Raw genomic sequence first — 26,143 nt, 5'->3', positions numbered from 1 at the left:
CTCAGCCCTGCACCACGCGCAGTACTTCGGCCAGGCTGGTCTCGCCACGGGCCAGGCAGTCGCTGGCCATCGCCACCAGGCTCTGCCGGCGCTCGGCCAGGTAGGCCTGCATGGCCAGTTCACTGGCGCCGTCGTACAACAGGCCGATCAGCCCGGCATCCAGCTCGATGAATTCATACAGGCCCAGGCGCCCGACATACCCGCTGCCCTGGCATTGCTCGCAACCCACCGCGTGGTAGCTGCTGCCCAGCGCCGCCAGTTCGGGCCACAGGTCGCGTTCCGCCGGCTGCAGCGGGTGCGCGACGGCGCAACTGCAAAGGCGCCGCACCAGGCGCTGGGCAAGTACACCGCGCAGGCACGAGGCGATCAGGAACGGTTCGATGCGCATGTCGCGCAGGCGGGTCACCGCGCCCACCGCACTGTTGGTGTGCAGCGTGGACAACACCAGGTGGCCGGTGAGGCTGGCCTGCACGGCGATCTGCGCGGTCTCCTGGTCACGGATTTCGCCGAGCATGATCACGTCCGGGTCCTGGCGCAGGATGGCGCGCAGGCCGCTGGCAAAGGTCAGCCCGGCACGCGGGTTGATGGCGGTCTGGCCGATGCCGGCGATAGCGTATTCCACCGGGTCCTCGACAGTGAGGATGTTGCGGCTGCCGTCGTTAAGGCTGTTGAGGCTGGCATACAGGGTAGTGGTCTTGCCCGAACCGGTAGGCCCCGTGGACAGCACGATGCCGTTGGGCCGCGCCAGGCAACTGCGCAGGCCCTGCAACACCGCCGCCGGCATGCCCAGATTGCCCAGCGCCAGCAGGCTGGCCTGCTTGTCGAGCACCCGCATCACCACCCGTTCGCCGTGAATGCCGGGCAGTGTCGAGACCCGCACATCCACTTCGCGCCCCGCCGCACGCAGGGTGATACGGCCATCCTGGGGCTGGCGCTTTTCGGCAATGTCCAGACGGGCCATGACCTTGATCCGCGACACCAGCATGGCCGACAGTGCACGCGGTGGGCGCAACACTTCGCGCAGGTGGCCATCGACCCGCAGGCGCACCACCAGGCTCTGCTCGAAGGTTTCTATGTGGATGTCCGAAGCGCGCAGGCGCAGGGCCTGGCCGAACAGGCCGTTGATCAGGCGGATCACCGGGGCTTCGTCGTCGCTTTCCAGCAGGTCCTCGATGCGCGGCATTTCGCTCATCAGGCTGTTCAGGTCGACCTGGTCGCCGATGCCTTCGATCAGCGCCTCGGTGGCAGCATCGCCGGCCTGGTACAGCTGGCCGAGGCGTTCGTCGAACAGTGCAGGCTCCAGGTATTCGAGCAGGCTGGGCTGGCCGTGCACACGCAGCAGCTCCTGCAATTGGGCGCTGTCGGCGTCGTGCCGCAACCATAGCTGCCAGCCCTGCTCCGCAGGGGCCATGGCCACCCCGCTCTGCCGTGCCTGGCGATAAGGCAGCATCACCAGTCACCACCTTCCAGCCGTGCACGGCTGGAGGGGAACACCTGCAGCAACGGCGTAGCGTCTTGCGCATCCGCAAGGTCGGGCAACTGCAGCGGCGTGGTCTGCTGCAAGGTGCGGTACTTGTCTTCGCTGAGCCCGGCCAGGCTCGGCCCGTCACGCAGGATGCGCGGGCGGATGAACACCATCAGGTTCTGCTTGGTGTTCTTGGTGGCGTCGGAGCGGAACAGCCGACCCAGGTATGGGATATCGCCAAGCAGCGGAACGCGCTGGTCGCTGGTGCTCAGTTCGTCGCTGATCAGGCCGCCGAGGATCACCAGGCCGTTGTCCTCGACCATGACCTTGGTCTTGATCTCGCGCTTGTTGGTGATCACGTCGCTGGCAGCCGTAGTGTCGGCAATCGACGACACTTCCTGGACGATGTCCAGGCGCACGCTGTTGTCGACGTTGATCTGCGGCTTGATGCGCAGCTTCACCCCGACTTCCTTGCGCTCGATGGTCTGGTACGGGTTGGCGTTGTTCTGCGTCACCGATCCTGTGACGAAGGGCACTTCCTGGCCGACCAGAATCGACGCCTCGGCGTTGTCCAGGGTCAGCAAGGTGGGCGTGGACAGCAGGTTGAAGCCGCTCTTGCCCTTCAGCGCGTTGACCAGCATGGCGAAGTTGAAGCCGCCGCCGAAATGGCCGATACCCGCCATGGCTCCGGTGGTGCTGGACAGCAAATCGCCAAGGGCCTCGTTGTCGCCACTGGCAGCGGCCCCGGCGATGCTGGCGATGTTTACCCCGTTGCTGCCGAAATTGACGATACCGGCACCGAACTTCTCGTCAGCGAACAGCCACTGCACGCCCAGTTCCTGGGCGCTGCTGTCGGACACCTCGGCGATGATCGCTTCCACCACTACCTGGGCACGGCGGATGTCCAGCTGCTCGACGATGGCGCGGTAGGCGGCCAGCTCGCTATCGGGGCCGACCATGACCACGGCGTTGGTGCCTTCTTCGTACTCCAGGCGGATGCCCGAGCCTCCGGCGACAGGCACTACGGGCCTGTCCTTGCCCTCTGCTTCGCCCGCACCTTCAGAGGGCGCCATGCCTTCCTGGCTGAGCCCGCGCAACACCTTCACCACTTCGCCAGCATTGGCATGGCGCAGGTAGATGACCTGGGTACTGCCGCTGACTGGTGCGTCCTGGGGGCGGTCGAGCTGGCGCAGCAAGCTGGCGATACGTTCCAGGTTGCTGCGCCAGTCGGTAACTACCAACTGGTGCGCCGCGGGATAAGGTGTGATCACACCGACCCGTGGGTCGATCAGGGGTTTGAGAATGCCCAGCACCTGCTCGCTGGCGGCGTTGCGCACATTGAATACCCGCGTGGCCACGCTGTCGCTGCCTTCCCCCTGCTGCCCTCCCGCCTCCACTGGCACAGGCTCCAGGCGAGCGGCCTGGTCGGGAACGATCTTCACGCTGCCGTTGGGTAGGTCGACAGTGGCGTAGCCCTGGGCGCGCAGCTGGGCCAGGAAGATGTCGTAGATGGCATCGGCGTCGTGCAGGTCGACGGTGCGCACGGTGACCTTGCCCTTGACCCGGGGGTCGACGATGAAGGTGGTGCCGGTGATGCGCGACACGCTGTCGATGAACTCGCCCAGTTCGGTGTCGACGAAGTTCACCTCGTACATCGGCGTGCCGTTGTCGTCGAACACCGGCTCTTCAGCACAAGCCATGGACAGGGCCAGGCTCAGCGCGGCCGCCACGCAATATCTAACAGGCATCGTTCATCCTTGCCGCTTGAAGCCGGTCACGGCGGGGCGTGGCGGCCAGGGCAGGCGCTCACGCCGCCCCTGGTTGTTGAAAATCAGGCCATCGCTGTCGATGTCCTGCAGTACGATCCCTGGTGCCAGGCGCTGGCCGCGGGCCAAAGTGCGCACCTGCTCGCCATAGCGCAGCACCACCACGCTGGAGGCCAGCGGCTGGGCCTTGAGGCCACCCAGGTATTGCAATGGCAGGCGGGTGATGGCGATGGCACCGTCGTCGACGGGTACCTGCCAATAGCCGACCATCAAGCCAGGCAGCGGCTTGTCGGGCGCGGCGGGCGCAGTGGCTGGTTGCGGCTGGCGGCCCAGTTGCAGCACGCACTGGGCGGCCAGCCAGCCGGCCAGGGTCAGGCCAGCGCCAGTCAGCAGGCGCGAGGCGAGCATCACGAGGCCAGTTGCCTTGGGTGCCAGCCCGGGTGCCCCTGCACGTAGCGCACTTCGGGCAGTTGCAGCGGCGCCAGTTGCCAGTCGCTCGCCTGGCGGGCGAGCCAGGCTTCGACCCGTTGCCACAGCGGCTCGCCGGCCTGGGTTTCGAATTGCAGGCCAAAGGTGCGACACAGGCCCTGCACCGGTTCCAGGCCACTGATGCGCTTGCCTTGCGGACTGTAGCTGACACGCCAGGCCTGGCCCTGCCAGCGCGGCAGGTCCTGGCTGTTGTCCAGCAGCAGCGGGTCGCCGAACAGTTGCTCCGCGGCATTTTCCAGCACTTGCTCGACCTGCCGGGCCGGCGCTTCGACCACCGGTGCCGGGTAGCCACCGGTGAGGCTGATCAGGTGTTCGCGGGTAATGGCCGCCCCGGCGGGCAGCGGGTAGTCGTAACGCAGGCCCGGCAGCAACACCGGCATGCTGCTGTCGTCGGCCAGGGCCTGATGCAGCAGGCGGTCCCAGCTGCCGCCTCGGGTATCGCGGCGCCACAGCGCCTGGGGCGCGCGGGCCAGCGGTTGATCGAGCCAGGCCGCGTGGCCGGCGCGCTGCTGGCGCAATTCTGCCTGCAATGCCCCGACACGCTGTTGCGCGGCGGGTGCCAGCTGTTGCTCAAAGGCCGGGAAGAAACGCCCGTCGAACTGCCACAGCCCGGCCACGCGTTGGCAGCGCAGGCGGAAGGCGCCGCTGCCCCGGCAACCGGCGAACAGCACCGGCACGCGGCGGCCGCTGGCCTGGCTCACCTCGACCGGCTCCGGCCACAAGTCCTGGCCACGGGCGCACAGCAGCACGTCGATCTGCGGCACCCGTTCGGCCAGCCACAGACCCGGCCCGGTACCGACATCGGCCATGGCCACCACCAGGTCGGCCTCGCGCCGGGCTTGTTCGAACACCGGCTGCAATGACTGGTACCACTGTTTAAGGGAGGCTTTCTGGTCCTGGGCGTAGGGGTCGGTCAAGCCGACCACGGCAATACGTGCACCGCCGCGTTCGAAGACGTGCAAGGCTTCCAGGCCCAACGCCAGGCGTTGCGTGTCTGCCAGCCCGGCGCCCAGGGTAACGGCGCCAGCCTGGCGATACAGCGCCGAGCTGCGCTGTGGCCACAGCACGCGCTCGTCGCTGCTGACCCGCGCTTCGCTGCCCAGCAGCTGGCTGCCCTGCAGGCCGCTTTCGCCCTGGGTCAGGTAGGCCAGGCCACTGCCATTCCAGCCCTGGCCGTTTTCCAGGGTCAGGCTGTTGCCCGCCCCAGCCTCGCCGCGCAGCTGCTCGAGCAACGCAGCCAGCACCGCGTAGCCGCCCAGCTGGGCAGATGCAGCCTGGCTGGCATCGAGCAGCGGCGCCAGTTGCGGGTAGGCGATGCTGGCACTGCTGCCGGTCATCCATGGGGCGCGGCCCAGGTGGCTGACCGGCCCCAGGCGGGTGGCCGGCACCACGGCCTGGCCAGGCTGGCGGGCATCGAGGGTGTCGGCCACGTACAGCAGGTCGAAGCTGGCATTGCCGCCCTGCTGCCCGGGAAGGGCGGAGCAGGCGCCGAGCAACGGTGCCAAGGCACCGATACCCATCCAGCCGATCACTTCGCGCCTGTGCACACTGCTTGCCATCGAACCCGCCATCCTTATCCATGTTCATTCAGGGCCCCGGATGTTGCGGCGTTGGCATTACAGTTTGATGGCAGAAATCCGACAGCCATTCCAAAGTGATCTGTACAGCACGCTTCTAAGAGCGAGTTGTTTTAAAACCCCCTTAACATTTCTGCCAATGAATCATCATATTTGCGCACTAAAGTCGCGGTTTCCTCTAACTCAGCCAACATAAGGACACCCTGATGAGTCGAGATACCGGCGACAACCTGGACCGGAACCAAAGCGGCAACCTGCCGATGGCCAACGTCATGGACGCCTACCTGAGCCGCCGCAGCGTGATGCGCGGCAGCCTGGGCGCCGCCATCGCCATGATTGCCGGTACCGGCCTGACAGGCTGCTTCGACGGTGGTGGTTCCGATCACGATGATCCGGTCACCGAGCCACCCGTGACTGAGCCGGAAGTGCCGAAACTGGCACTGGGCTTCCAGTCCATCCCGGGCTCGCGCACCGACGCCTGCGTGGTTGCCGCCGGCTACAGCGCCTATGTGCTGGCGCCCTGGGGCACGCCGATCAACAGCAACGGCAACCCGTGGAAGTCCGACGGCAGCAACACCTCGACCGACCAGGCCAACGCCATGGGCATGCACCATGACGGCATGCACTTCTTCCCCATCAATGGCAGCTCCGAAGACGGCCTGCTGGCGATCAACTTCGAGTACATCGACACCGCCGCCCTGCACCCTGCCGGCCCGACCACCGATGTGAACGGCAAGCGCCCGGTCGAGGAGGTGCGCAAGGAAATCAACGCCCACGGCGCCGGGGTGGTGCGCCTGCAGAAAATCGGCGGCCGCTGGCAGGTGGTCGACAACGACCCGCTCAACCGCCGCTTCACTACCGCCTCGCGCATGGAAATCACCGGCCCGCTGCGGGGTACCGAACACGTCAAGACCAAGTACTCCACCGCCGGCACCCACTGCCGCGGCACCAACAACAACTGCGGCAACGGCTACACCCCGTGGGGCACCTACCTGACCTGTGAAGAAAACTGGCCAGGCATCTTCGTCAACAAGGGCACCCGCCCCGAAGACCAGCGCCGCATTGGCGTGGGCACCTCCAGCGGCCAGTACAAGTGGGAAACCGCGGCCGGTGACAGCAGCGAAGTGGCCGACGAATTCGCCCGTTTCGACGTCACCGTCAAAGGCGCCAGCGCCACCGACGACTACCGCAACGAAGCCAGCACCTACGGCTACATCGTCGAAATCGACCCGTACAACAGCAACACCCTGGCCACCAAGCGCACGGCGCTGGGCCGCTTCCGCCACGAAGGCTGCGCCCCAGGCCTGCCAGTCGCCGGCAAGCCGCTGGTGTGGTACATGGGTGACGACTCGAACAACGAGTACCTGTACAAGTGGGTGTCCACCGCCGTGTGGGACGCCGCCGACGCCAACCCGGCGGACCGCCTGGCCACCGGCGCCAAGTACCTCGACCAGGGCAAGCTGTACGTGGCCCGCTTCAATGCCGACGGCACTGGCGTATGGCTGCTGCTGGATGTGGCAACCGCCACCACTGGCGGCAGTACCCTGGGCGCACTGTATGGCGACCTGCCGGGCATCATCCTCAACACCCGTGGTGCTGGCGATGCCGTGGGCGCAACGCCGATGGACCGCCCGGAATGGACCACGGTCAACCCGCTCAATGGCGACGTGTACCTGACCCTGACCAACAACAGCGCGCGCACGCCGGAAAAGGTCGATGCAGCCAACCCACGCGGCCCGAACCGTCACGGCCACATCATCCGCTGGCACGACAGCGACGACCAGCTGAGCTTCACCTGGGACATCTTCGTGTTCGGCGCCAACGCTGCCGGCACTGCCGACATCAATCGCTCCGGCCTGACCGAACTGAACCAGTTCGCCAGCCCGGACGGCATGAGTTTCGATAGCCGTGGCGTGTTGTGGTTCGAGACCGACAACGGCGAGAGCACCGTGACCGACTACACCAACGACCAGCTGCTGGCAGTGATCCCAACCAACCTGGTGGATGCCAGCGGCAAGCAGGTACCGGTGAACGCACAGAACCAGGTGGACCTGCGCCGTTTCTTCGTCGGGCCGAATGGCTGCGAAGTGACCGGGATTACCTTTACCCCGGACAACAAGACGCTGTTCGTCAACATCCAGCACCCGGAGAACTGGCCGTATACCGACAAGGCCACCGATGCCACCCCGGCAGGTGCCACGGTAAGGCCGCGGGCTGCGACGGTGGTGATCCAGCGTATCGATGGCGGGGAGATCGGCACCGCCTGATCGATCTGCGGCCCTATCGCCGGCAAGCCAGCTCCCACAGGTACAGCGTTGCTCTCGAGGTTGTCGTTGTACCTGTGGGAGCGGCCTTGTGTCGCGAAAGGGCCGCAACGCGGCCCCAGGATTGATGCGCAATAGTTGAAATTGCTGGGGCTGCTTTGCAGCCCTTTCGCGACACAAGGCCGCTCCCACAGGGGATTGCGCCAACATTTGGAATTTGAGCAAGACAGTTGCTCCCACCTCGACCACATCGGATTCAAGTCATGTGCAGCTCCTGTGGGAGCCGACTTGTCGGCGATGAGGCCCTGACAGACTATGCAACCACAGGGACATCACAGGTTCTGAATGCTGTGGTAACCCTGTGGGAGCTGGCTTGCCGGCGATGGGCTGCAAAGCAGCCCCGGCAATCTCAAGCCCTACCACACCATCGGCTCGCGGCTACGCACCCGCACTTGCTGCGCCGGCACCCGGGCATGCCATTGCACCACCCCCAGCGCCTCCACCTGGAACTCACTGCGGATCACCCGCCCCTCCTCCGCGAACGACAGCTGCAACAGGAAATGCCCGCTGTTCAGCAGCAGCCCTTCGCTCAAGCGCTCGAAGGTTTCGTCATCCACCGCCCCCAGGGCCTGGCGTAGCGCAGTTGCATCCACATACCCCGACGCCGGCCGGCCGCTGATGATGCGGCTGAGCAACGAGCGCGGATAGCGCCCTTCATACAGCGCCTCCAGCAATGGCAGATGCTCCAGCCCAAGGGCATTGGCATTCAGCCGCCAGCCGGTGGTCTGCGGCAAGGCGCACAGCATCGGGTAACGGCTTTGGCGGCTGGCATCCGGCTCCAGTAGCAGGTTCAGCTCGCTGGTATCGAGCATCGGCTGGTTGGCTGCCAGGCGCGGTGGTTGCTGGCGCAGGTACTGGGCGCTCTCGGCGCCCTGCAGGCGGGCATCGCTGTCGGCATCCAGCCAGTCGGCCAGGGCATCGACCAGGCGCTCGGCAGCCATGTCGTCGCCCAGCAGGTAACGCAACTGGCGCGCAGCACGCTCGCCGTCAGCGCCAAGCAGCGCATTGACGTTGAAACAGGTGTGCTGATCGCGCACCCGCAACTGCGCCTGGCCGGCGCCAAAATCGTAGTTCAACGGCTGCCCGCGCAAGGCCTGCCAGAACAGCGGGCTAAGCCGCCAGCTGGGGTCACGCAGGGCCTGCTCGGCATAGGCCAGGCCGGCCTGCTCCATCGCTCGCGCCTGCACCCGCTGGTGCAACAGGCGCACATCATCGACCTGGCGCCGGCCATCTTCCACCAGCCAGGCCATGCCCGCCGCCAGCATCGCCAGCACCACCATCACCATCAGCAGGGCCGCGCCCTGCTGTCGCCTGCCACCCATCCTTGCCTGCCTCTGTCGCCGAATAAAGACGCCAGTCAACACGCCCGGTGTTGCAGGTAGATGGCAGTGGCCGTTCGTCATGTGTACGTCATCTGCGCGAGGCAGGATTGTCTTTCCTTTTCATGACCTTACAGGAGTGGTCGCAATGGGTGGCATTGGAATCTGGCAACTGGTGATCGTACTGCTGATCGTGTTCCTGCTGTTTGGTACCAAGCGCCTCAAGGGCCTGGGCAGCGATATGGGCGAGGCGATCCAGGGTTTTCGCAAGTCCATGGGCGGTGACACTGACGCCACTCCCCCAGCGCATACGCAGGTGCAGCAACAGTGCCCGCTGACCGGTCAGGGTACGCAGCAACCGCAAGCGGACCGTCAGCCCTGATGTTCGAGGTAGGCTTCAGCGAGTTGCTGCTGGTCGGCATCGTCGCGCTGTTGGTTTTAGGCCCGGAGCGCCTGCCGGTGGCGGCACGCACCCTCGGGCGCGGCCTGGGCCAGGCGCGCAGGGCCATGCACGCCTTGCGCAGGCAGGTGGAGCGGGAGATCGAACTGCCCGCTGTCGAGCTACCCACTCTCGACAGTGCGCCTTTGCAGCGCCTGGAACAGGAGATCCGCCAAGGCATCAGCCTGAAAGCGGAGCCGGCCAATGAGGCGGCCACGGTCGCTCCCCCCAAGGAAAACCTTTCATGAGCATTGCCATGGACCCGGCGGCGAGCATGCCGCTGACCGAACACCTGCGCGACCTGCGCAAACGCCTGGTGCGTTGCCTGGCGCTGGTGGCGCTGGTGTTCGCCGGGCTGTTCCCCTTCGCCCAGACGCTGTACACGCTGATTTCCGAACCGCTGCGGCGCTTCTTGCCGGAAGGCGCGAGCATGATCGCCACCAGCGTCACTTCGCCGTTCCTGACACCGTTCAAGCTGACCGCGATGTGCGCAGTGTTCGTCGCCATGCCGCTGCTGCTGCACCAGGCCTGGGGCTTTCTGGCGCCGGGGCTGTACCGCCGTGAACGGCGCGTTGCCCTGCCGTTGCTGGTGTCGAGCATCGTGCTGTTCTATGCCGGCATGGCCTTCGCATTCTTCCTGGTGTTCCCGATGATGTTCGGCTTCTTTGCCAGCGTGACACCGGAGGGCGTGGCGATGATGACCGATATCAGCCAGTACCTGGACTTTATCCTGGCGCTGTTTCTGGCGTTCGGGCTGGCGTTCGAGATCCCGGTAGCGACGTTTATCGTGGTCTGGGTAGGGTTGGCCGATGTGGCTACGTTGCGACGCAGCAGGCCCTACGTGATCGTCGGCTGCTTTGTGGTGGGGATGATCCTGACGCCGCCGGATGTGTTTTCGCAGACGATGCTGGCGGTGCCGATGTGGGTGCTGTTCGAGGTGGGGTTGCTGGCTTGTGGGTGGTTGAAGCGGCCTGGGCAGGGCAAGGAGATTGTGGCTGGATTGTAGGGCCCTATCGCCGGCAAGCCAGCTCCCACAGAGATATCACAGGTTCTGACGACTGCGATATTCCTGTGGGAGCTGGCTTGCCGGCGATGGCCTTGATGCGGTCTAGAACTCGGCGAGCCGCCAGACTTCGTAGGCTGGCGTCTCGTACGGGTGGCTCTGCTTGAGTGCAGCGACGACCTGGGCAATCAGGTCGTCAGCCACCACCAACTCCACCTTCCACTCTTCCACCACCTCGACCTGGCCGGTTTGCCCGAGGAACGGCTGGCTGCCGTCCAGCGGGCGGAACTGGCCTTGGCCCAGCGTCTGCCAGGCGCAGTGGTCATAGTCACCGATGCGCCCGCCACCCGCGGCGAACACAGCGGCCTTGACCACTTCGACGTGGCTGGCGGGGACGAAGAAGGCGAGCTTGTACACGCCTTAGTTCACCCACACCCGTGCATTACGGAACATACGCATCAGCGCGGCATCTTCCTGCCACTCATCCGGGCGCCAGGAGTTCTGCACGGCACGGAACACACGCTCCGGGTGCGGCATCATGATGGTCACGCGGCCGTCGCGGCTGGTGAGGCCGGTGATACCACGCGGCGAGCCGTTCGGGTTGGCCGGGTAGGCTTCGGTGACCTTGCCGTGGTTGTCGACGTAGCGCAGGGCCACGCAACCGGACAGGTCAGCTGCCAGCAGTGCTTCTTCGCTGGCGAACTCGGCATGGCCTTCACCGTGGGCGATGGCGATCGGCATGCGCGAACCGGCCATGCCCTGCAGGAAGATCGAGTTGGACTTCTGCACTTCGACCATGGCCACACGCGCTTCGAACTGCTCCGAGCGGTTGCGCACGAAGTGTGGCCAGTGCTCGGTGCCCGGGATCAGCTCGTGCAGGTTGGACATCATCTGGCAACCGTTGCACACGCCCAGGGCGAAGCTGTCGGTACGCTCGAAGAAGGCCTGGAAGGCGTCACGGGCGCGGCTGTTGAACAGCGCCGACTTGGCCCAGCCTTCACCGGCACCCAGCACGTCGCCGTAGGAGAAGCCACCGCAGGCAACCAGGCCCTTGAAGGCTTCGAAGTCGACACGGCCAGCGAGGATGTCGCTCATGTGCACGTCGATGGCGGCAAAGCCGGCACGGTCGAAGGCGGCTGCCATCTCGACCTGGCCGTTGACGCCCTGCTCCCGCAGGATGGCCACTTGCGGGCGCACGCCCTTCTTGATGTACGGCGCGGCGATGTCGTCGTTGACATCGAAGCCCAGCTTGACCGACAGGCCCGGGTTGTCTTCCTCGAGCAGCAGGTCGAATTCCTGGTCGGCGCAGTCGGCGTTGTCGCGCAGGCGCTGGATCTGGTAGCTGGTCTCGGCCCACTGGCGCTGCAGCATGCGGCGGTCGTCGTCGAACAGCACTTCGCCGTTCAGGCTGATGGACACTTCACCGTTGTTGACCGGCTTGCCGATCACCGCGACGCAGCCTTCACCCAGGCCAGCGGCGCTGAACTGTGCCAGTACATCGGGGGTGGCATCCTGGCGAACCTGGATGACCGCGCCCAGTTCTTCGTTGAAGAGGATGGCCGGCACGTCGCCTTTGCTGTCGGTCAGCGGGTCGAGGTGCAGGTCGAGGCCGCAGTGGCCGGCGAAGGCCATTTCCAGCACGGTGGTGACCAGGCCGCCGTCGGAGCGGTCGTGGTAGGCCAGCAGGTGGCCATCTTCGTTCAGGCCCTGGATCACGGCGAAGAACGCCTTCAGGTCTTCGGCGTCGTCGACGTCAGGTGCCTGGGCAGCGATCTTGCCGTAGGTCTGTGCCAGGATCGAGGCGCCCATGCGGTTCTTGCCGCGGCCCAGGTCGATCAGGATCAGGTCGGTCTCGCCCTTGTCCATGCGCAGTTGCGGGGTCAGGGTCTTGCGGATGTCGGTGACCGGGGCGAAGCCGGTGATGATCAGCGACATTGGCGAGGTAACGCTCTTCTCGACGCCCTCGTCGCTCCACTTGGTCTTCATCGACATCGAGTCTTTGCCGACCGGAATGGTAATGCCCAGTTCCGGGCACAGCTCCATGCCGACAGCCTTGACGGTGTCGTACAGGCGGGCGTCTTCACCTGGGTGGCCGGCGGCAGACATCCAGTTGGCCGACAGTTTGATGTCGGACAGCTTCTCGATGCGCGAGGCAGCCAGGTTGGTCAGTGTCTCGCCAATTGCCATGCGGCCGGACGCCGGGGCATCCAGCAGAGCCAGCGGGGTACGCTCGCCCATGGCCATGGCTTCACCGGTGTAGACGTCGAAGCTGGTGGCGGTGACGGCGCAGTCGGCCACCGGTACCTGCCACGGGCCGACCATCTGGTCACGAGCTACCAGGCCGGTGATGGTGCGGTCGCCGATGGTGATCAGGAAGCTCTTGCTGGCCACAGCCGGGTGGCTGAGGACGCGCTGAACGGCGTTGTCCAGGTCCAGCTTGCTCGGGTCGAAGTCATCGCCCAGCTCGGCTTCGCGGGTAACCGAACGGTGCATGCGTGGCGGCTTGCCCAGCAGTACGTCGAGCGGCATGTCTACCGGCGTGTTGCCGAAGTGGCTGTCGCTTACGGTCAGGTGTTGCTCTTCAGTCGCTTCACCCACTACGGCAAACGGGCAACGCTCACGCTCGCAGATTGCCTTGAAGCGCTCGAAGTCGACGGCGCTGACCGCCAGCACGTAACGCTCCTGCGATTCGTTGCTCCAGATTTCGTGCGGGGCCATGCCCGGCTCGTCGTTGGGCACGTTGCGCAGTTCGAAGCGGCCACCACGGCCACCGTCGTTGACCAGCTCAGGGAAGGCGTTGGAGATACCGCCGGCGCCAACGTCGTGGATGAAGGCGATCGGGTTGTTGTCGCCCAGCTGCCAGCAGCGGTCGATGACCTCCTGGCAACGGCGCTCCATTTCGGGGTTTTCGCGCTGTACCGAAGCGAAGTCCAGGTCAGCCGAGCTGGCACCGGTAGCGACCGACGAAGCGGCGCCGCCGCCCAGGCCGATCAGCATGGCCGGGCCACCGAGCACGATCAGCTTGGCGCCGACAGTGATCTCGCCCTTCTGCACGTGGTCTTCACGGATGTTGCCCATGCCACCGGCCAGCATGATCGGCTTGTGGTAGCCGCGCACTTCTTCACCGTGCGGGGTGTTGATGGCCTGCTCGAAGGTACGGAAGTAGCCGGTCAGCGCCGGGCGACCGAATTCGTTGTTGAACGCAGCGCCACCCAGTGGGCCTTCGATCATGATGTCGAGGGCGTCGACGATGCGCTCAGGCTTGCCGTAGGCCTGCTCCCACGGCTGTTCGAAGCCCGGGATACGCAGGTTGGAGACGGTGAAGCCGGTCAGGCCTGCCTTGGGCTTGGCGCCACGGCCGGTCGCGCCTTCGTCGCGGATTTCGCCGCCGGAGCCGGTGGAGGCGCCGGAGAACGGGGCGATGGCGGTCGGGTGGTTGTGCGTCTCGACCTTCATCAGGATGTGCACCGGCTCCTGCACCGCGCCGTACTGGCGGGTTTCAGGGTTCGGGAAGAAACGGCCGGCAACGTTGCCGACGATCACCGAGGCGTTGTCCTTGTACGCAGACAGCACACCTTCGTTGTGCATCTGGTAGGTGTTCTTGATCATGCCGAACAGGCTCTTTTCCTGAGCCTGGCCGTCGATGTCCCAACTGGCGTTGAAGATCTTGTGGCGGCAGTGCTCGGAGTTGGCCTGGGCGAACATCATCAGTTCGATGTCGTTCGGGTTGCGCTTGAGGCCCTGGAAGGCGTTGACCAGGTAGTCGATCTCGTCTTCGGCCAGGGCCAGGCCCAGGTCGATGTTGGCCTTGGCCAGGGCGTCACGGCCACCGGCCAGGATGTCCACCGAGGTCATCGGCTTGGGCTGGGCATGGCTGAACAGGTCAGCGGCCTGCTCCAGCTGGCCGAGCACGCGCTGGGTCATGCGGTCGTGCAGCTCGGCGGCGATCAGTTCGGCGTCGGCTTCGCTCAGGTTGCCGGCAACGTAGTAGGCGATACCGCGCTCCAGGCGCTGGATCGACTGCAGGCCGCAGTTGTGGGCGATGTCGCTGGCCTTGCTGGCCCACGGCGAAATGGTGCCCAGGCGCGGCACGACCAGGAACAGGCGGCCGCTCGGCTCCTGTACCGGCACGCTCGGGCCGTACTTGAGCAGACGCCCCAGCACCTGCTGCTGGTCGGCGGTCAGCTCGCCGTCGACATCGGCGAAGTGGGCAAATTCGGCATACAAACCAGTAACAGCGGGGACTTTCTGGCTCAGTTGCTCGAGTAATTTACCGTGGCGAAAGGCAGAAAGGGCAGGAGCGCCGCGCAGGATCAACATCGTCGGGACAGCCTCAGGAAGGGGTGTGCTTAGAGGCCGTGCATTCTAGCCTAATTCGAAGGGTTTCGGCACCCGCTCTAAGCCACGGCTGCCGGGCGGCGGAACCGGACTTGCGGGTCAAAAAAAATTGCCTTGTGTTGCCTGCTCCGGCCCTATCGCCGGCAAGCCGGCTCCCACAGGTATACCAGCACCCTCAAGGCCTGCGTTGTACCTGTGGGAGCCGGCTTGCCGGCGATAGGGCCGGTAAAGCACAGAACCTGCTACCAGACAAGCTAACAGTTGTCGAGATATGGTTGGGCCAGTCCTTTGCGTATACTGCAACCTATGTTCGCCCACACTGCTTTGCGCCAGCGTTGCGCCAGATGGCTTTTCGCAACCGGACTCTTTCTGCTGCTCGGTGCCTGCGTTGAAAAACCCAGCACCCTCGAGCGCGTGAAGGAGGATGGCGTGCTGCGCGTGATCACCCGCAACAGCCCGGCCACCTACTTCCAGGACCGCAACGGCGAAACCGGCTTCGAATACGAGCTGGTCCAGCATTTCGCCGAGGATCTCGGCGTGAAGCTGCAGATCGAGACCGCCGACAACCTCGACGAGCTGTACGACAGCCTCGGCAAGCCCTCCGGCCCGGTGCTGGCAGCGGCCGGCCTGGTCACCAGCGAACGGCGCAAGGCCCAGGTCAGGTACTCCCACCCTTACCTGGAAGTGACCCCACAGGTCATCTACCGCAACGGCCGCACGCGCCCCACCAACGCCAAGGGCCTGGTCGGCAAGAAGATCATGGTGCTCAAGGGCAGCAGCCACGCCGACCAGCTGGCCGAGCTGAAAAAGCAGTACCCGGGCCTGGAATACGAGGAATCCGACGCCGTCGAGGTGGTCGACCTGTTGCGCATGGTCGACGAAGGCCAGATCGACCTGACCCTGGTCGACTCCAACGAGCTGGCGATGAACCAGGTGTACTTCCCCAACGTGCGGGTTGCCTTCGACCTGGGCGACACCCGCGACCAACGCTGGGCGGTGGCGGCCGGTGAAGACAACAGCCTGCTCAACGAGGTCAACGAGTTCCTCGACAAGGCGCAGAAGAACGGCACCCTGCAACGCCTGAAGGACCGCTACTACGGCCATGTGGACGTACTGGGCTATGTGGGTGCCTACACCTTCGCCCAGCACCTGCAGCAGCGCCTGCCCAAGTACGAGAAGCACTTCAAGAGCTACGCCAAGGTCGAGCAGGTGGACTGGCGCCTGCTGGCCGCCATCGGCTACCAGGAATCGATGTGGCAGCCCGAGGTCACCTCCAAGACCGGCGTGCGCGGCCTGATGATGCTGACCCAGCGCACCGCCCAGGCGATGGGCGTATCCAACCGCCTGGACCCGAAGCAGAGCATCCAGGGCGGCGCCAAGTACTTCATGAAGATCAAGGAAGAGCTCGACGACAGCATCCAGGAACCGGACCGCACCTGGTTCGCCCTGGCCGCCTACAACGTCGGCACCGGCCACCTGGAAGACGCCCGCACCCTGGCCAAGCGCGAGAAGCTCAACCCGAACAAGTGGCTGGACGTGAAGAAGATGCTGCCGCGGCTTTCGCAGAAGCAGTGGTATCGGCAGACCAAATACGGTTATGCACGTGGCGGCGAGCCGGTGCATTTCGTGGCCAACATCCGTCGCTACTACGACATCCTCACCTGGGTGACCCAGCCGCAGCTCGAAGGCCAGGTGGCCGAGGGCAGCCTGCATGTGCCCGGGGTGAACAAGGACAAGCCGGCGGAGCAGTCGCCGCCGATGTAGGCCTGTCAGGGCCCAATCGCCGGCAAGCCAGCTCCCAAAGGTTCTCCACTGCCCCCAGGCCTGCAGATATCCTGTGGGAGCTGGCTTGCCGGCGATAGGGCCCTGACAGGTTACCCCTTGGCCCGGCGAGCCTTGAAGAAGTCACTGAGGATCTGCCCGCACTCCTCCGCCAGCACCCCGCCCTCCACCATAACCCGGTGGTTCAGGAAGCCCTGCCCGAAGAACTGCCCCTGGCTCTGCACTATCCCCGCCTTGGGTTCCAGCGCGCCGTACACCACCCGCATCACCCGCGAATGCACGATCAACCCCGCACACATGCTGCACGGTTCCAGGGTCACATACAGGGTGCTGCCGGGCAGCCGGTAGTTGCTGGCGGATTTCGCCGCCGCGCGAATGGCCACCATCTCGGCGTGCGCGCTGGGGTCACTGTCGATGATCGGCCGGTTGAAGCCCTGCCCGATCACCTGCCCGTGCTGCACCAGTACCGCGCCCACCGGCACCTCGCCCATGGCCGCGCCTTCGGCGGCCAGGTCCAGGGCCAGGCGCATGAATTCCTGATCGCGGCTGCGATCGATGATCTGCGGGCGCATCAGACCACCGCGATCGCGGCCATCAGGCCGGTTTCCATGTGGTCGATGACGTGGCAGTGGAACATCCAGGTGCCCGGGTTATCCGCCACCAGCGCCACCTGGGCGCGCTCGTTCTTGCCCAGCAGGTAGGTATCGGTGAACCACGGCTCCTTGATGTCGTGGCGGTTGGAGCCGATCACCTTGAAGCTCATGCCATGCAGGTGGATCGGGTGCTGGTACTGGGTCATGTTCTTCAGCTCGAAGATGTAGCTCTTGCCCTTCTTCAGCGTGGCAATCGGCCGCTCGGCGCAAGTCTTGTCGGTGATATCCCAGGCCTGGCCGTTGATCTGCCACATGCTCGACGGCCTATCCTGGTCCGTAGTGACCGAGACTTTCGCCGCCCATTCGAAATTGAAGTTGAGCTTTTCGGCATTCTCCAGGTCCGGCTCGGCGATCGGGTTGGGCGGTAGCGCTGGCGGCCAGTCGCTCGGCGCGTCGTTACTGGCAACCGAACGCAGGGTGCCCAGGCGCACGAAACCGTCGCGCAGGGAGATCTCCTCCCCCGCCTCGGGAATACGGATAGCCAGGCAGATACGCATGCCTGGGCCGAGCCAGTAGTCATCGTCCAATGGGCGCGGGGTTACCGGGTTGCCGTCCAGAGCATAGATTTTTGCCTCGCAGTTGCCCTTGAGGTTGATGCGGTAGGTCCAGGTGTTGTCCAGGTTAAGCAGACGCACCCGCACAACCTGGCCGGCTGGCAGCTCGGTGACCGAATCGGCCTGGCCATTGATGGTGATCAGGCGCCCGGCGGTGCCGTTGCGCGCCGCCTCACGCGGGATGCTGAACGGCAACCAGGCGCCCTGCTCGTCCACGTGCCAGTTCTTCAGGCTGAGCGTGCGCTCATGCTGGAAGCCGGTCGGCTCGCGCTCCTCGACGATCAGCGGGCCGACCAGGCCACGGCCCAGCTCCTCGGAGCTGCTGACGTGCGGGTGGTACCAGTAGCTTCCGGCGTCCGGCACACGGAACTTGTAGTCGAAATACTCGCCCGGCTTGACCGGCAGCTGCGACACATAGGGCACGCCGTCCATTTCCAGCGGCAGGCGGATACCGTGCCAGTGGATGGTGGTTTCGACCGGCAGGTGGTTGATGAAGCGCACCCGCAGCCAGGTACCCTGGCGCACGCGCAACTCGGTACCCGGTGCCGACGGGCCGAAGGCCCAGGCCTCGGTCTTGTGCCCAGGCACCAGTTCGACGTCCAGGGGCGCTGCGATCAGCTCGTAGTCATGGCCGGCATTGTCGTCTTCGACCTTGCCCAGCCAGTAACGCGCCGCGCCACCGGCGCCCAGGCCAACCACAACCAGGCCGGTCAGGCCCTTGAGCATTTGTCGACGGGTGAAGGACATCGGTGCGGGTACCTCGTGTTCTGCGCAATCAAGCTGCCAGCATGGCTGACGATGAAGGGCGAATACGATACACCTGCAAATGGGAAATATTAAGTGAAGTCTCTTTGGATGCTGCCCGCAGCCTTGCTATCGCAAGTGCTGCCTGGAGCCAGACAAAGGTCATTGAACCACTGCTGGTCATCAGCGGACGGCACGCGCAAGGCGGCCTGCAGCAATTGTGGGTCGAGCAGGATGTCCAGGTTGTTCAGGCGCGTGGCGAGGTCGGGGTGCGTATCGAACGGATGGGTAGTGGCCAGCCCCAGCACTTCCTCGCCCAGTTGCAACGGCGTGCCTTGCAGGTGCGCCGCCAGCGCCTGCAAAAGGTTGCTGCCACCGTGTGCGACCAACAAGCCGTCGATCACCTGGCCCAGGGCAATCACCCGTAACAGCGCCTGTACGAACAGCTTCGGGCCAGCGACCTCGGCACCTGCCCGATCAGCCAGCAATTCCTGTGCACGCCCCCAGTGATGAACCGCAAGCTGGAAATGGTGCAAGAACTGCCCGGCAAGCCACAAGGTGGGCCGAACCACCCAGCGCGGAGCATCCTCGTCGCCGACCATGGCCGAATACTGCGCGCACATCAGGCTGAATCGCGCACTGGTTTCGCTGCCCCGCTCCGTATCACGGCGCCTGAAATGGCCCAGTTCGTGACCGATGATCGAGGCCGCCTCGGCCTGGCTCAAGGCGGCCAGGCAAGGTAGAGGCAGATACAATGTGCGCCCCCTGAGGACCTGCCCGTCGGGCTGCAGCAGGATCGGAACGCTGGTGACGAAAAACCCTTGGTCAAGCCCGACCACGATATGGTCCGGGGCTGGCGCGTGCAGTTGCGCTGCCAAGGTCTCGATCCACTGCCACACCGCTGGGGTCGCCTGCCTGCCGAGCGGGCGGGCCAGAAAACTGGCGGTCGGAGACTGCATCAGCGGCCACTGCCGACGCATTCGCCAGACCTGGCGAACACACACAACCAGAACAGAGGCCAGCGGCAGCACCACGATCAGCACCGTCATGCCGCCCTGCGCTGCGCGGCTCGCTCCGGAACTGGCCTCGTAGAGCAACGACAGGCAAAGCGAACCGGCAAGCATGATCATGTAAATGCTCAAGCAACAGCCCAGGCCCTGCCAGCTGGCCATCATTCGCTCATGCAGGTAGGCCGCAGAACGCAGCGCCCGCCAGGCGTCCAACTTCAGCTTGAACCAGGCCCAGAGGCCTGCCAGCAAAGCGGCCACTGCCAGCCAGCAGCTCACACTGGCCATCACCTTGCGTACGCTTACCCAGTGGCGATCCGCATCGAGCAGGTCCAGATGGCGCTGCAGGGCCTGTCGCGGATCGACATGCCTGGAAAGCTCCTTGCGGGCTTCCCATGGCAATTGCCGTAGCAACGTCTCACTGGGGGCAGCCAGCCATTGCCGTATGGTCCGGGCCTGATCCTGCGCCGTATCAGCCCGCCAGTACTGCACTTTACCCCAGCCGAACAGCACCAGTGGCAGCAGCAGCAGGATCAGGCCCCAACCGAAGCGCCTCATTGCCCCATAGCGCCAATGGTCACGATCAGGCTCATCTGGCCGCATCACCCAGACGCGCCACGCCCGGAAACAACTGCGCCAACGTACGCCTGGCCTGGGCCGCTTGCACATAGGCATAAAGCAGATCCACCAGTTCCTGCAGGCCAAGGCGGCGCCCGGCCACGACGGGCGTGCACAACCACAGCCTGACGCGCAAGCCGCCGGCGACGACCACCGCGTCAGGCGAGGCCAGCGCCCTGAAACAGGCCGGTGCCAGCGCTGGTGCATGGCTGAACGCCGACACGGTAAAGATCAGCCGGGTAGCGAAGTAACCCTGCTCAACCTCGAAACCGTCGAAGAAATGCAGTGGGGTCGGCGCCTGCGCGTTGGCGAAACACAGGGTATCTGGCGTTACGCTCAGCACCCGCTTGCCGTGCCGGCGGTATAGCACGACGGCGCAGGCTAGCCCCGCCACCCCGAGGCCGGCCAGGCCGAGGCCGAAACCAGACATCAGCCAGATGACACCGCTGCTGGCACCGGGACTGAACTGCACCGCCAGAGCGGTCAGCCATATTCCCAGTGCGCCGAACAACAGGCCAATCACAGCACAGGCCAGCGCCTTGCCGAGCGAGCGCTCCAGCAGTACGAAGCTGTCGGTGGGGCCATCAGCCTGCTCCTGCAGGTACGCGAGGTGGGCTTCGCGTTCGCCGTTATCCATCGCTCTGCAACAGATCCAGTTGCCGTTGCGCATGTGCCGCATCGCGGTAGGCCGCCAGCAGGGCGAGCACTTCCTCGTTCCCCAGCTTGCGTCCGTTGCTGGCCAGGCCTGCGGACATGATGCGGATCTGCGGTCGCGGCTTCTTCAACACCATGGCCTGGTTACCGAAGAACTGCAGTTTCACCACATGATGCTTTGGCAGGACGGCTTCGCTGCTCATTTCCAGCGTCTGCACCATGACCAGCCCTTCATCCTTGACCGAAACGTCTTCTACTTCCGCCAGGTCTACCGGTGCATCCAGCGTATCGACAAACAATTGCCGGCGGGTCAGGCGCATGAATACCTGGGTACCGGCATTACGGTGTTGCCAGGTCACCGCTGCTGCAATCAAGGTGATGAAGACACCGGCTGCAACCGCCCCCAAGCGCTCAGGGTTGAATGTCACGGCCGTGATGATCAGGGAACCCAGCAACAATACTGGCCCCCAGACCCGGTAACGCCGGGAGTTGGTGAACTCGCTCTGCTCGGGCACGCGCTCGATCACTTGCTTGAGCTCAGCGATCACTCGGTCGCGCTGGGCGGCACGGCTTTGCTCATAGTCCTGACCGAGCGAGCCAGACAGCTCGGACAGCGGGTCGTTGAACTCGCCCATGGTCATTGCGCCTCCGTGTTCTGTGCTGCCAGGTAATCGGTAAGGAATGCCTGGGCATTGCCCTGATGCGACAGCCCTTCCGAATAGCCGACCTGCATTGCCTGAGCCTCACCCGGCAGATACAGTTCGCCGCCCCAGTTGCCCTGGATGACCAGCACAACGTATTTCTTGCCATCCACGGTGGTGGAGTAACGGGTATCCCTGCTGGTTTTCTCCACCTGCATTTTCTGGATGCGCATGTTCCAGTCGTGATCGACGCCCTCGATTTGTACCAGCGCTTCGTTGGCGGCGCGTTCACCGATGCGCAGCGTCCACACCTTGGCACCTTGCGTCCCCGTGTAGGCAACTACCTGGTCAGCCACTTCCGGCCGTTCTTCAGCGTGAACCTGGCCCAGCCACAGGCTGAGCGCAGCCACCAGAAGGGCAGTCCATTTGCGATAAGCGAGCATGTCTTTTCCATCCTGAATCGGAACAAACGCCCATTGAAATAAGCCTGGCCCGTCTAGCCAACCCCGCTGACCGGTTCGCACAACAAGCAGCGCCGTGCGCACAATGGCTGTCGCTGAAAATGTGCACGCGTTACCATTTCCGGCCATGCCGCCCTCAGCCAAGGATGCCTAGCGCACATGCGATCGATCAGCCCCTACCTCGACACCGACTTTTCATTCGATAGCCCCGGGTCACTCGCCGAGGCCGGTGTGCTGGACGCGAACAGCGCGCGGGTGATGGGCAGCGCGTCCGGCCACTATCGGGCGCAGACGGTACACGACGGGTTGCAGTACTTCGATTGCAACCTGCAATTTCCGGAGCCGCTGAGGATCGACAAGGTGCTGCCGCAAAGCCTGTGCATCGTGCAGGTGTTCGACGGGGCGTGGCAGCACACGGTGGACGGAAGGCTCAACAGTTATGCCCCTGGCGAATTGCACATGCTGGGCCTTGGTGAAAGCCTGGAGGCGCAGGACCAATTGCCCGCCAACAGTCACGCCCGTATGGCCGGGGTACGTATTGCTGGCGATTACCTGCACGAGCTGGCCCGGGACGACGCGCAGCTGAAGCCTCTGCTGGCGCTGGTCGCCGATGGCATGCGCTTCGACCAGTTGCCACAGTGCCCAGCGGTGAGCCGCCTGTTCCAGCAGCTCTATCTGTCGCCCTACACCGGCGGGCTCAGGCGCCTGCATTGCGAGAGCCTGAGCCTGGCCATCGTGCTGGAGCTGGCCAACCACCTGATCGGGCACAGGTCTGCCGAGAAGATTCAGGACCGGGGGCGCCGCGATCTGGCCGTTGAAACGCGCCGCCAGCTCGACGAAAACCTGAACGCCCCGCCCACTGCTGCAGCCCTCGCTCGCCAATTGGGGGTGAGCGAAACCACCATGCGCCGCGCGTTCAGCCACGAATACGGCCGGTCGCTCCTGCAATACGTTCGGCAACAAAGAATGGAACTGGCCCGCGCCCTTCTGCTGGAGCGTCGATGGCAGGTATCGCAGGTTGCCTACCATGTCGGCTACGCCAACCCTGCCAATTTCTGCCATGCCTACAAGGCGTATTTCGGGCATTCTCCTGGGGCCGAGTAGGGTTTGGCAAAAAAAAAGGGCCTGCTATGCAGGCCCTTTTCATTAACCGCGAGGCGGGATCATTCCCACTCGATGGTCGCTGGCGGCTTGCTCGACACGTCGTAGGTAACGCGCGAGATACCGTCGATTTCGTTGATGATACGGCCGCTGACGGTTTCCAGCAGTTCGTACGGCAGATGCGCCCAGCGCGCGGTCATGAAGTCCACGGTCTCGACGGCACGCAGGGCCACGACCCAGGCGTAGCGGCGGCCGTCGCCAACGACGCCGACCGACTTGACCGGCTGGAACACCACGAATGCCTGGCTGGTCTTGTGGTACCAGTCGGCCTTGCGCAGCTCTTCGATGAAGATGTGGTCGGCGCGACGCAGGATGTCGGCGTATTCCTTCTTCACTTCACCGAGGATACGCACGCCCAGGCCCGGGCCCGGGAACGGGTGGCGGTAGACCATGTCGTACGGCAGGCCCAGCTCCAGGCCGATCTTGCGCACTTCGTCCTTGAACAGTTCACGCAGCGGCTCGACCAGCTTGAGGTTCATTTCCTCAGGCAGGCCACCGACGTTGTGGTGCGACTTGATCACGTGGGCCTTGCCGCTCTTGGCGCCAGCCGATTCGATCACGTCCGGGTAGATGGTGCCCTGGGCGAGGAACTGGATGTTTTCCAGCTTGCTGGCTTCGGCATCGAACACGTCGATGAAGGTGCGGCCGATGATCTTGCGCTTCTTCTCCGGGTCGGCTTCGCCGGCCAGGTTGTCGAGGAACTGCTTTTCAGCGTCGGCGCGGATGACCTTGACGCCCATGTTCTCCTTGAACATGGCCATCACCTGGTCGCCTTCGTGCAGGCGCAGCAGGCCGTTGTCGACGAATACGCAGGTCAGCTGGTCGCCGATGGCGCGGTGCAGCAGTGCGGCAACGACGGAGCTGTCGACGCCGCCGGACAGGCCAAGCAGGACGTTGGCCGAACCAACCTGCTCACGCACCTGGGCAATGGCGTCTTCGACGATGTTGGACGGAGTCCACAGGGCTTCACAGCCGCAGATGTCCTGCACGAAGCGGGACAGAATGCGACCGCCCTGCTTGGTGTGGGTCACTTCCGGGTGGAACTGCACGCCGTAGTAGCCGCGCGCGTCGTCGAACATGCCGGCGATCGGGCAGCTCGGGGTGCTGGCCAGCACGTGGAAGTTGCCCGGCATCTGGGTGACCTTGTCGCCGTGGCTCATCCACACGTCCAGGCCCAGTACGCCGTCGGCGTCGATGTGGTCTTCGATGCCGTCGAGCAGGCGGCTCTTGCCGACCACGTCCACGCGGGCATAACCGAATTCACGCAGGTCGGAACCTTCGACCTTGCCGCCCATCTGCTCGGCCATGGTCTGCATGCCGTAGCAGATGCCCAGCACGGGTACGTTCAGGTCGAACACCGCCTGCGGGGCGCGCGGGCTGTTGGCTTCGTGGACCGACTCGGGGCCGCCGGCGAGGATGATGCCGCGCGGGTTGAATTCGCGGATCGCTTCATCGTCCATGTCGAACGGATGCAGCTCGCAGTACACGCCGATTTCGCGCACGCGGCGGGCGATCAGCTGGGTGTACTGGGAACCGAAATCGAGGATCAGGATGCGGTGAGCGTGAATGTCGAGGGCCATGACTCAATCTCGTCAGTGGAAATCGGAAACGACGCGGGGCTGTCATGACAGCCCCGCATGCTTGTATTGCTTGAAGCCTCAGCCTACGCGGTAGTTAGGGGCTTCTTTGGTGATCTGCACGTCATGCACGTGGGACTCGGCCATGCCGGCACCGGTGATGCGCACGAATTCCGGCTTGGTGCGCATCTCTTCGATGGTTGCGCTGCCGGTGTAGCCCATGGACGAACGCAGGCCGCCCATCAGCTGGTGGATGATCGCGGCCAGCGCGCCCTTGTAGGGAACACGGCCTTCGATACCTTCCGGTACCAGCTTCTCGGCGCCGGCCGAGGAGTCCTGGAAGTAGCGGTCGGACGAGCCTTGCGCCTGTGCCATGGCACCCAGCGAGCCCATGCCGCGGTAGGCCTTGTAGGAACGGCCCTGGAACAGTTCGACTTCACCCGGAGCCTCTTCGGTACCGGCGAACATCGAACCCATCATCACGCAGGAAGCACCGGCGACGATGGCCTTGGACAGGTCACCCGAGAAGCGGATGCCGCCGTCGGCGATCAGCGGCACGCCAGTGCCTTCCAGTGCAGCGGCAACGTTGGCGATGGCGCTGATTTGCGGCACGCCGACACCGGCAACGATACGGGTGGTGCAGATCGAGCCCGGGCCGATACCGACCTTGACCGCGTCAGCGCCAGCTTCGGCCAGAGCCTTGGCGGCAGCGCCGGTGGCGATGTTGCCGCCGATCACCTGCACTTGCGGGTAGGTTTCCTTGACCCAGCGAACGCGGTCGATCACACCTTTGGAGTGACCGTGGGCGGTGTCGACCACCACCACGTCAACGCCAGCAGCCACCAGGGCGGCAACGCGCTCGCCGGTGTCCTTGCCGGTGCCGACCGCGGCGCCGACGCGCAGGCGACCCTGGTCGTCCTTGCTGGCCAGCGGGTAGGCCTTGGCCTTTTCGATGTCCTTGACGGTCATCATGCCCTTGAGGTTGAACTTGTCGTCAACGATCAGGACTTTTTCCAGGCGGTGCTTGTGCAGCAGCTCACGGACTTCGTTCTTGTCGGCGCCTTCGCGGACGGTGACCAGACGCTCTTTCGGGGTCATCACGTCGCGGACCTTGGCGTCCAGGCGGCTTTCGAAGCGCACGTCACGGGAGGTGACGATGCCGACCAGGTCGCCGTTCGCCAGCACCGGAACGCCGGAGATGTTGTTCAGGCGGGTCAGGTCGAACAGGTCGCGCACGGTGGCGTCGGCGTCGATGGTGATCGGGTCCTTGACCACGCCAGCCTCGAACTTCTTGACCTTGCGGACTTCGCTGGCCTGCTGTTCGATGGTCATGTTCTTGTGGATGATGCCGATGCCGCCTTCCTGGGCCATGGCAATGGCCAGGCGCGCTTCGGTCACGGTATCCATGGCAGCGGAAACCAGCGGAATGTTCAGCTCGATGCCGCGGGTCAAACGGGTCTTGAGACTGACTTCATTGGGCAGTACCTCGGAATAGCCAGGTACAAGGAGGATATCGTCGAAGGTCAGGGCTTCTTGGCTGATACGCAGCATCGCGGGGGCTCCCGGGCGGG

The 26,143-nt window shown here is 64.7% G+C and carries 21 protein-coding genes; 6 read left to right on the top strand and 15 right to left on the bottom strand.

Features of this window, described 5'->3' with window-relative positions; translation table 11 throughout:
• Position 1: 1 nt before the first annotated feature.
• Genes ABX298_RS15990 through ABX298_RS15975 form a run of 4 tightly spaced genes read right to left on the bottom strand, consistent with a single transcriptional unit; the run spans position 2 to position 5,279 of the window.
• Positions 2 to 1,450 (bottom strand): ATPase, T2SS/T4P/T4SS family, encoded by a 1,449-nt coding sequence (locus ABX298_RS15990; protein WP_317409041.1) that lies wholly within the window; start codon positions 1,448 to 1,450, stop codon positions 2 to 4.
• A complete protein-coding gene (gspD, locus tag ABX298_RS15985) occupies positions 1,450 to 3,213 on the bottom strand; it encodes a type II secretion system secretin GspD (RefSeq protein WP_317409024.1) in 1,764 nt (587 codons plus the stop codon). The genes ABX298_RS15990 and gspD overlap by 1 nt, the downstream gene beginning before the upstream one ends.
• Positions 3,214 to 3,216: 3 nt before the next feature.
• The gene (locus tag ABX298_RS15980; protein WP_367393341.1) at positions 3,217 to 3,642 is read right to left on the bottom strand and encodes a pilus assembly protein PilZ; all 426 of its coding nucleotides are present in this window, start codon (positions 3,640 to 3,642) and stop codon (positions 3,217 to 3,219) included.
• A complete protein-coding gene (locus tag ABX298_RS15975) occupies positions 3,639 to 5,279 on the bottom strand; it encodes a lipoprotein UxpA (RefSeq protein WP_084785323.1) in 1,641 nt (546 codons plus the stop codon). The genes ABX298_RS15980 and ABX298_RS15975 overlap by 4 nt, the downstream gene beginning before the upstream one ends.
• Positions 5,280 to 5,503: 224 nt before the next feature.
• On the opposite strand from ABX298_RS15975, the gene ABX298_RS15970 reads away from it, so the two are divergent.
• The gene (locus ABX298_RS15970; protein WP_075043921.1) at positions 5,504 to 7,564 is read left to right on the top strand and encodes a PhoX family phosphatase; all 2,061 of its coding nucleotides are present in this window, start codon (positions 5,504 to 5,506) and stop codon (positions 7,562 to 7,564) included.
• A gap of 413 nt (positions 7,565 to 7,977) precedes the next feature.
• Here ABX298_RS15970 and gspK read toward each other — a convergent pair whose 3' ends face one another.
• A complete protein-coding gene (gspK, locus tag ABX298_RS15965) occupies positions 7,978 to 8,943 on the bottom strand; it encodes a type II secretion system minor pseudopilin GspK (protein WP_367393340.1) in 966 nt (321 codons plus the stop codon).
• A gap of 145 nt (positions 8,944 to 9,088) precedes the next feature.
• Here gspK and tatA point away from each other — a divergent pair, with 145 nt between their 5' ends.
• From tatA to tatC, 3 genes are read left to right on the top strand one after another with little or no spacing between them, the layout of a single operon-like run.
• A complete protein-coding gene (gene tatA / locus ABX298_RS15960) occupies positions 9,089 to 9,322 on the top strand; it encodes a twin-arginine translocase TatA/TatE family subunit (protein WP_286919947.1) in 234 nt (77 codons plus the stop codon).
• A complete protein-coding gene (tatB, locus tag ABX298_RS15955) occupies positions 9,322 to 9,627 on the top strand; it encodes a Sec-independent protein translocase protein TatB (RefSeq protein WP_367393339.1) in 306 nt (101 codons plus the stop codon). The genes tatA and tatB overlap by 1 nt, the downstream gene beginning before the upstream one ends.
• A complete protein-coding gene (tatC, locus tag ABX298_RS15950; RefSeq protein ID WP_025337890.1) occupies positions 9,624 to 10,385 on the top strand; it encodes a twin-arginine translocase subunit TatC in 762 nt (253 codons plus the stop codon). The genes tatB and tatC overlap by 4 nt, the downstream gene beginning before the upstream one ends.
• A gap of 102 nt (positions 10,386 to 10,487) precedes the next feature.
• Here the strand turns inward: tatC and ABX298_RS15945 are convergent, their stop codons facing one another.
• Positions 10,488 to 10,799, bottom strand: coding sequence for a hypothetical protein (locus ABX298_RS15945; protein WP_015269114.1), 312 nt, complete (start codon positions 10,797 to 10,799; stop codon positions 10,488 to 10,490).
• 3 nt (positions 10,800 to 10,802) lie between these two features.
• Complete coding sequence (purL, locus tag ABX298_RS15940) at positions 10,803 to 14,702, bottom strand: phosphoribosylformylglycinamidine synthase (protein WP_075043917.1); 3,900 nt, start codon at positions 14,700 to 14,702, stop codon at positions 10,803 to 10,805.
• A gap of 324 nt (positions 14,703 to 15,026) precedes the next feature.
• Here purL and mltF point away from each other — a divergent pair, with 324 nt between their 5' ends.
• Positions 15,027 to 16,484, top strand: a complete 1,458-nt coding sequence (mltF, locus tag ABX298_RS15935; protein WP_013971158.1) for a membrane-bound lytic murein transglycosylase MltF — start codon at positions 15,027 to 15,029, stop codon at positions 16,482 to 16,484.
• Between the two features lie 110 nt (positions 16,485 to 16,594).
• Here the strand turns inward: mltF and tadA are convergent, their stop codons facing one another.
• From tadA to ABX298_RS15905, 6 genes are all read right to left on the bottom strand, one after another.
• Positions 16,595 to 17,074, bottom strand: a complete 480-nt coding sequence (gene tadA / locus ABX298_RS15930; RefSeq protein ID WP_075043916.1) for a tRNA adenosine(34) deaminase TadA — start codon at positions 17,072 to 17,074, stop codon at positions 16,595 to 16,597.
• Complete coding sequence (locus ABX298_RS15925; RefSeq protein ID WP_075043915.1) at positions 17,074 to 18,456, bottom strand: multicopper oxidase family protein; 1,383 nt, start codon at positions 18,454 to 18,456, stop codon at positions 17,074 to 17,076. The genes tadA and ABX298_RS15925 overlap by 1 nt, the downstream gene beginning before the upstream one ends.
• Positions 18,457 to 18,545: 89 nt before the next feature.
• Complete coding sequence (locus ABX298_RS15920; RefSeq protein ID WP_286101126.1) at positions 18,546 to 20,018, bottom strand: M48 family metallopeptidase; 1,473 nt, start codon at positions 20,016 to 20,018, stop codon at positions 18,546 to 18,548.
• A gap of 31 nt (positions 20,019 to 20,049) precedes the next feature.
• Entirely contained in the window at positions 20,050 to 20,748 is a 699-nt protein-coding gene (locus tag ABX298_RS15915) for a hypothetical protein (RefSeq protein ID WP_367393338.1), read from the bottom strand.
• Positions 20,708 to 21,373, bottom strand: a complete 666-nt coding sequence (locus ABX298_RS15910) for a hypothetical protein (RefSeq protein ID WP_075043913.1) — start codon at positions 21,371 to 21,373, stop codon at positions 20,708 to 20,710. Before ABX298_RS15910 ends, ABX298_RS15915 begins: the two co-directional genes overlap by 41 nt.
• Complete coding sequence (locus ABX298_RS15905) at positions 21,370 to 21,816, bottom strand: hypothetical protein (protein WP_317409020.1); 447 nt, start codon at positions 21,814 to 21,816, stop codon at positions 21,370 to 21,372. The genes ABX298_RS15910 and ABX298_RS15905 overlap by 4 nt, the downstream gene beginning before the upstream one ends.
• A 177-nt stretch (positions 21,817 to 21,993) precedes the next feature.
• Here ABX298_RS15905 and ABX298_RS15900 point away from each other — a divergent pair, with 177 nt between their 5' ends.
• Entirely contained in the window at positions 21,994 to 22,938 is a 945-nt protein-coding gene (locus ABX298_RS15900; protein WP_367393337.1) for a helix-turn-helix transcriptional regulator, read from the top strand.
• Between the two features lie 59 nt (positions 22,939 to 22,997).
• On the opposite strand, the gene guaA is transcribed toward ABX298_RS15900, so the two are convergent.
• Complete coding sequence (guaA, locus tag ABX298_RS15895) at positions 22,998 to 24,575, bottom strand: glutamine-hydrolyzing GMP synthase (protein WP_013971139.1); 1,578 nt, start codon at positions 24,573 to 24,575, stop codon at positions 22,998 to 23,000.
• A gap of 78 nt (positions 24,576 to 24,653) precedes the next feature.
• Positions 24,654 to 26,123, bottom strand: coding sequence for an IMP dehydrogenase (gene guaB / locus ABX298_RS15890; RefSeq protein ID WP_013971138.1), 1,470 nt, complete (start codon positions 26,121 to 26,123; stop codon positions 24,654 to 24,656).
• Positions 26,124 to 26,143: the final 20 nt, after the last annotated feature.

Origin of the sequence: Pseudomonas sp. X4 (assembly GCF_040784925.1) — a bacterium.
In the GTDB taxonomy this organism is placed as follows: Bacteria; Pseudomonadota; Gammaproteobacteria; order Pseudomonadales; family Pseudomonadaceae; genus Aquipseudomonas; species Aquipseudomonas putida_Z.
This window is presented reverse-complemented; position numbering and strand designations above follow the sequence as displayed.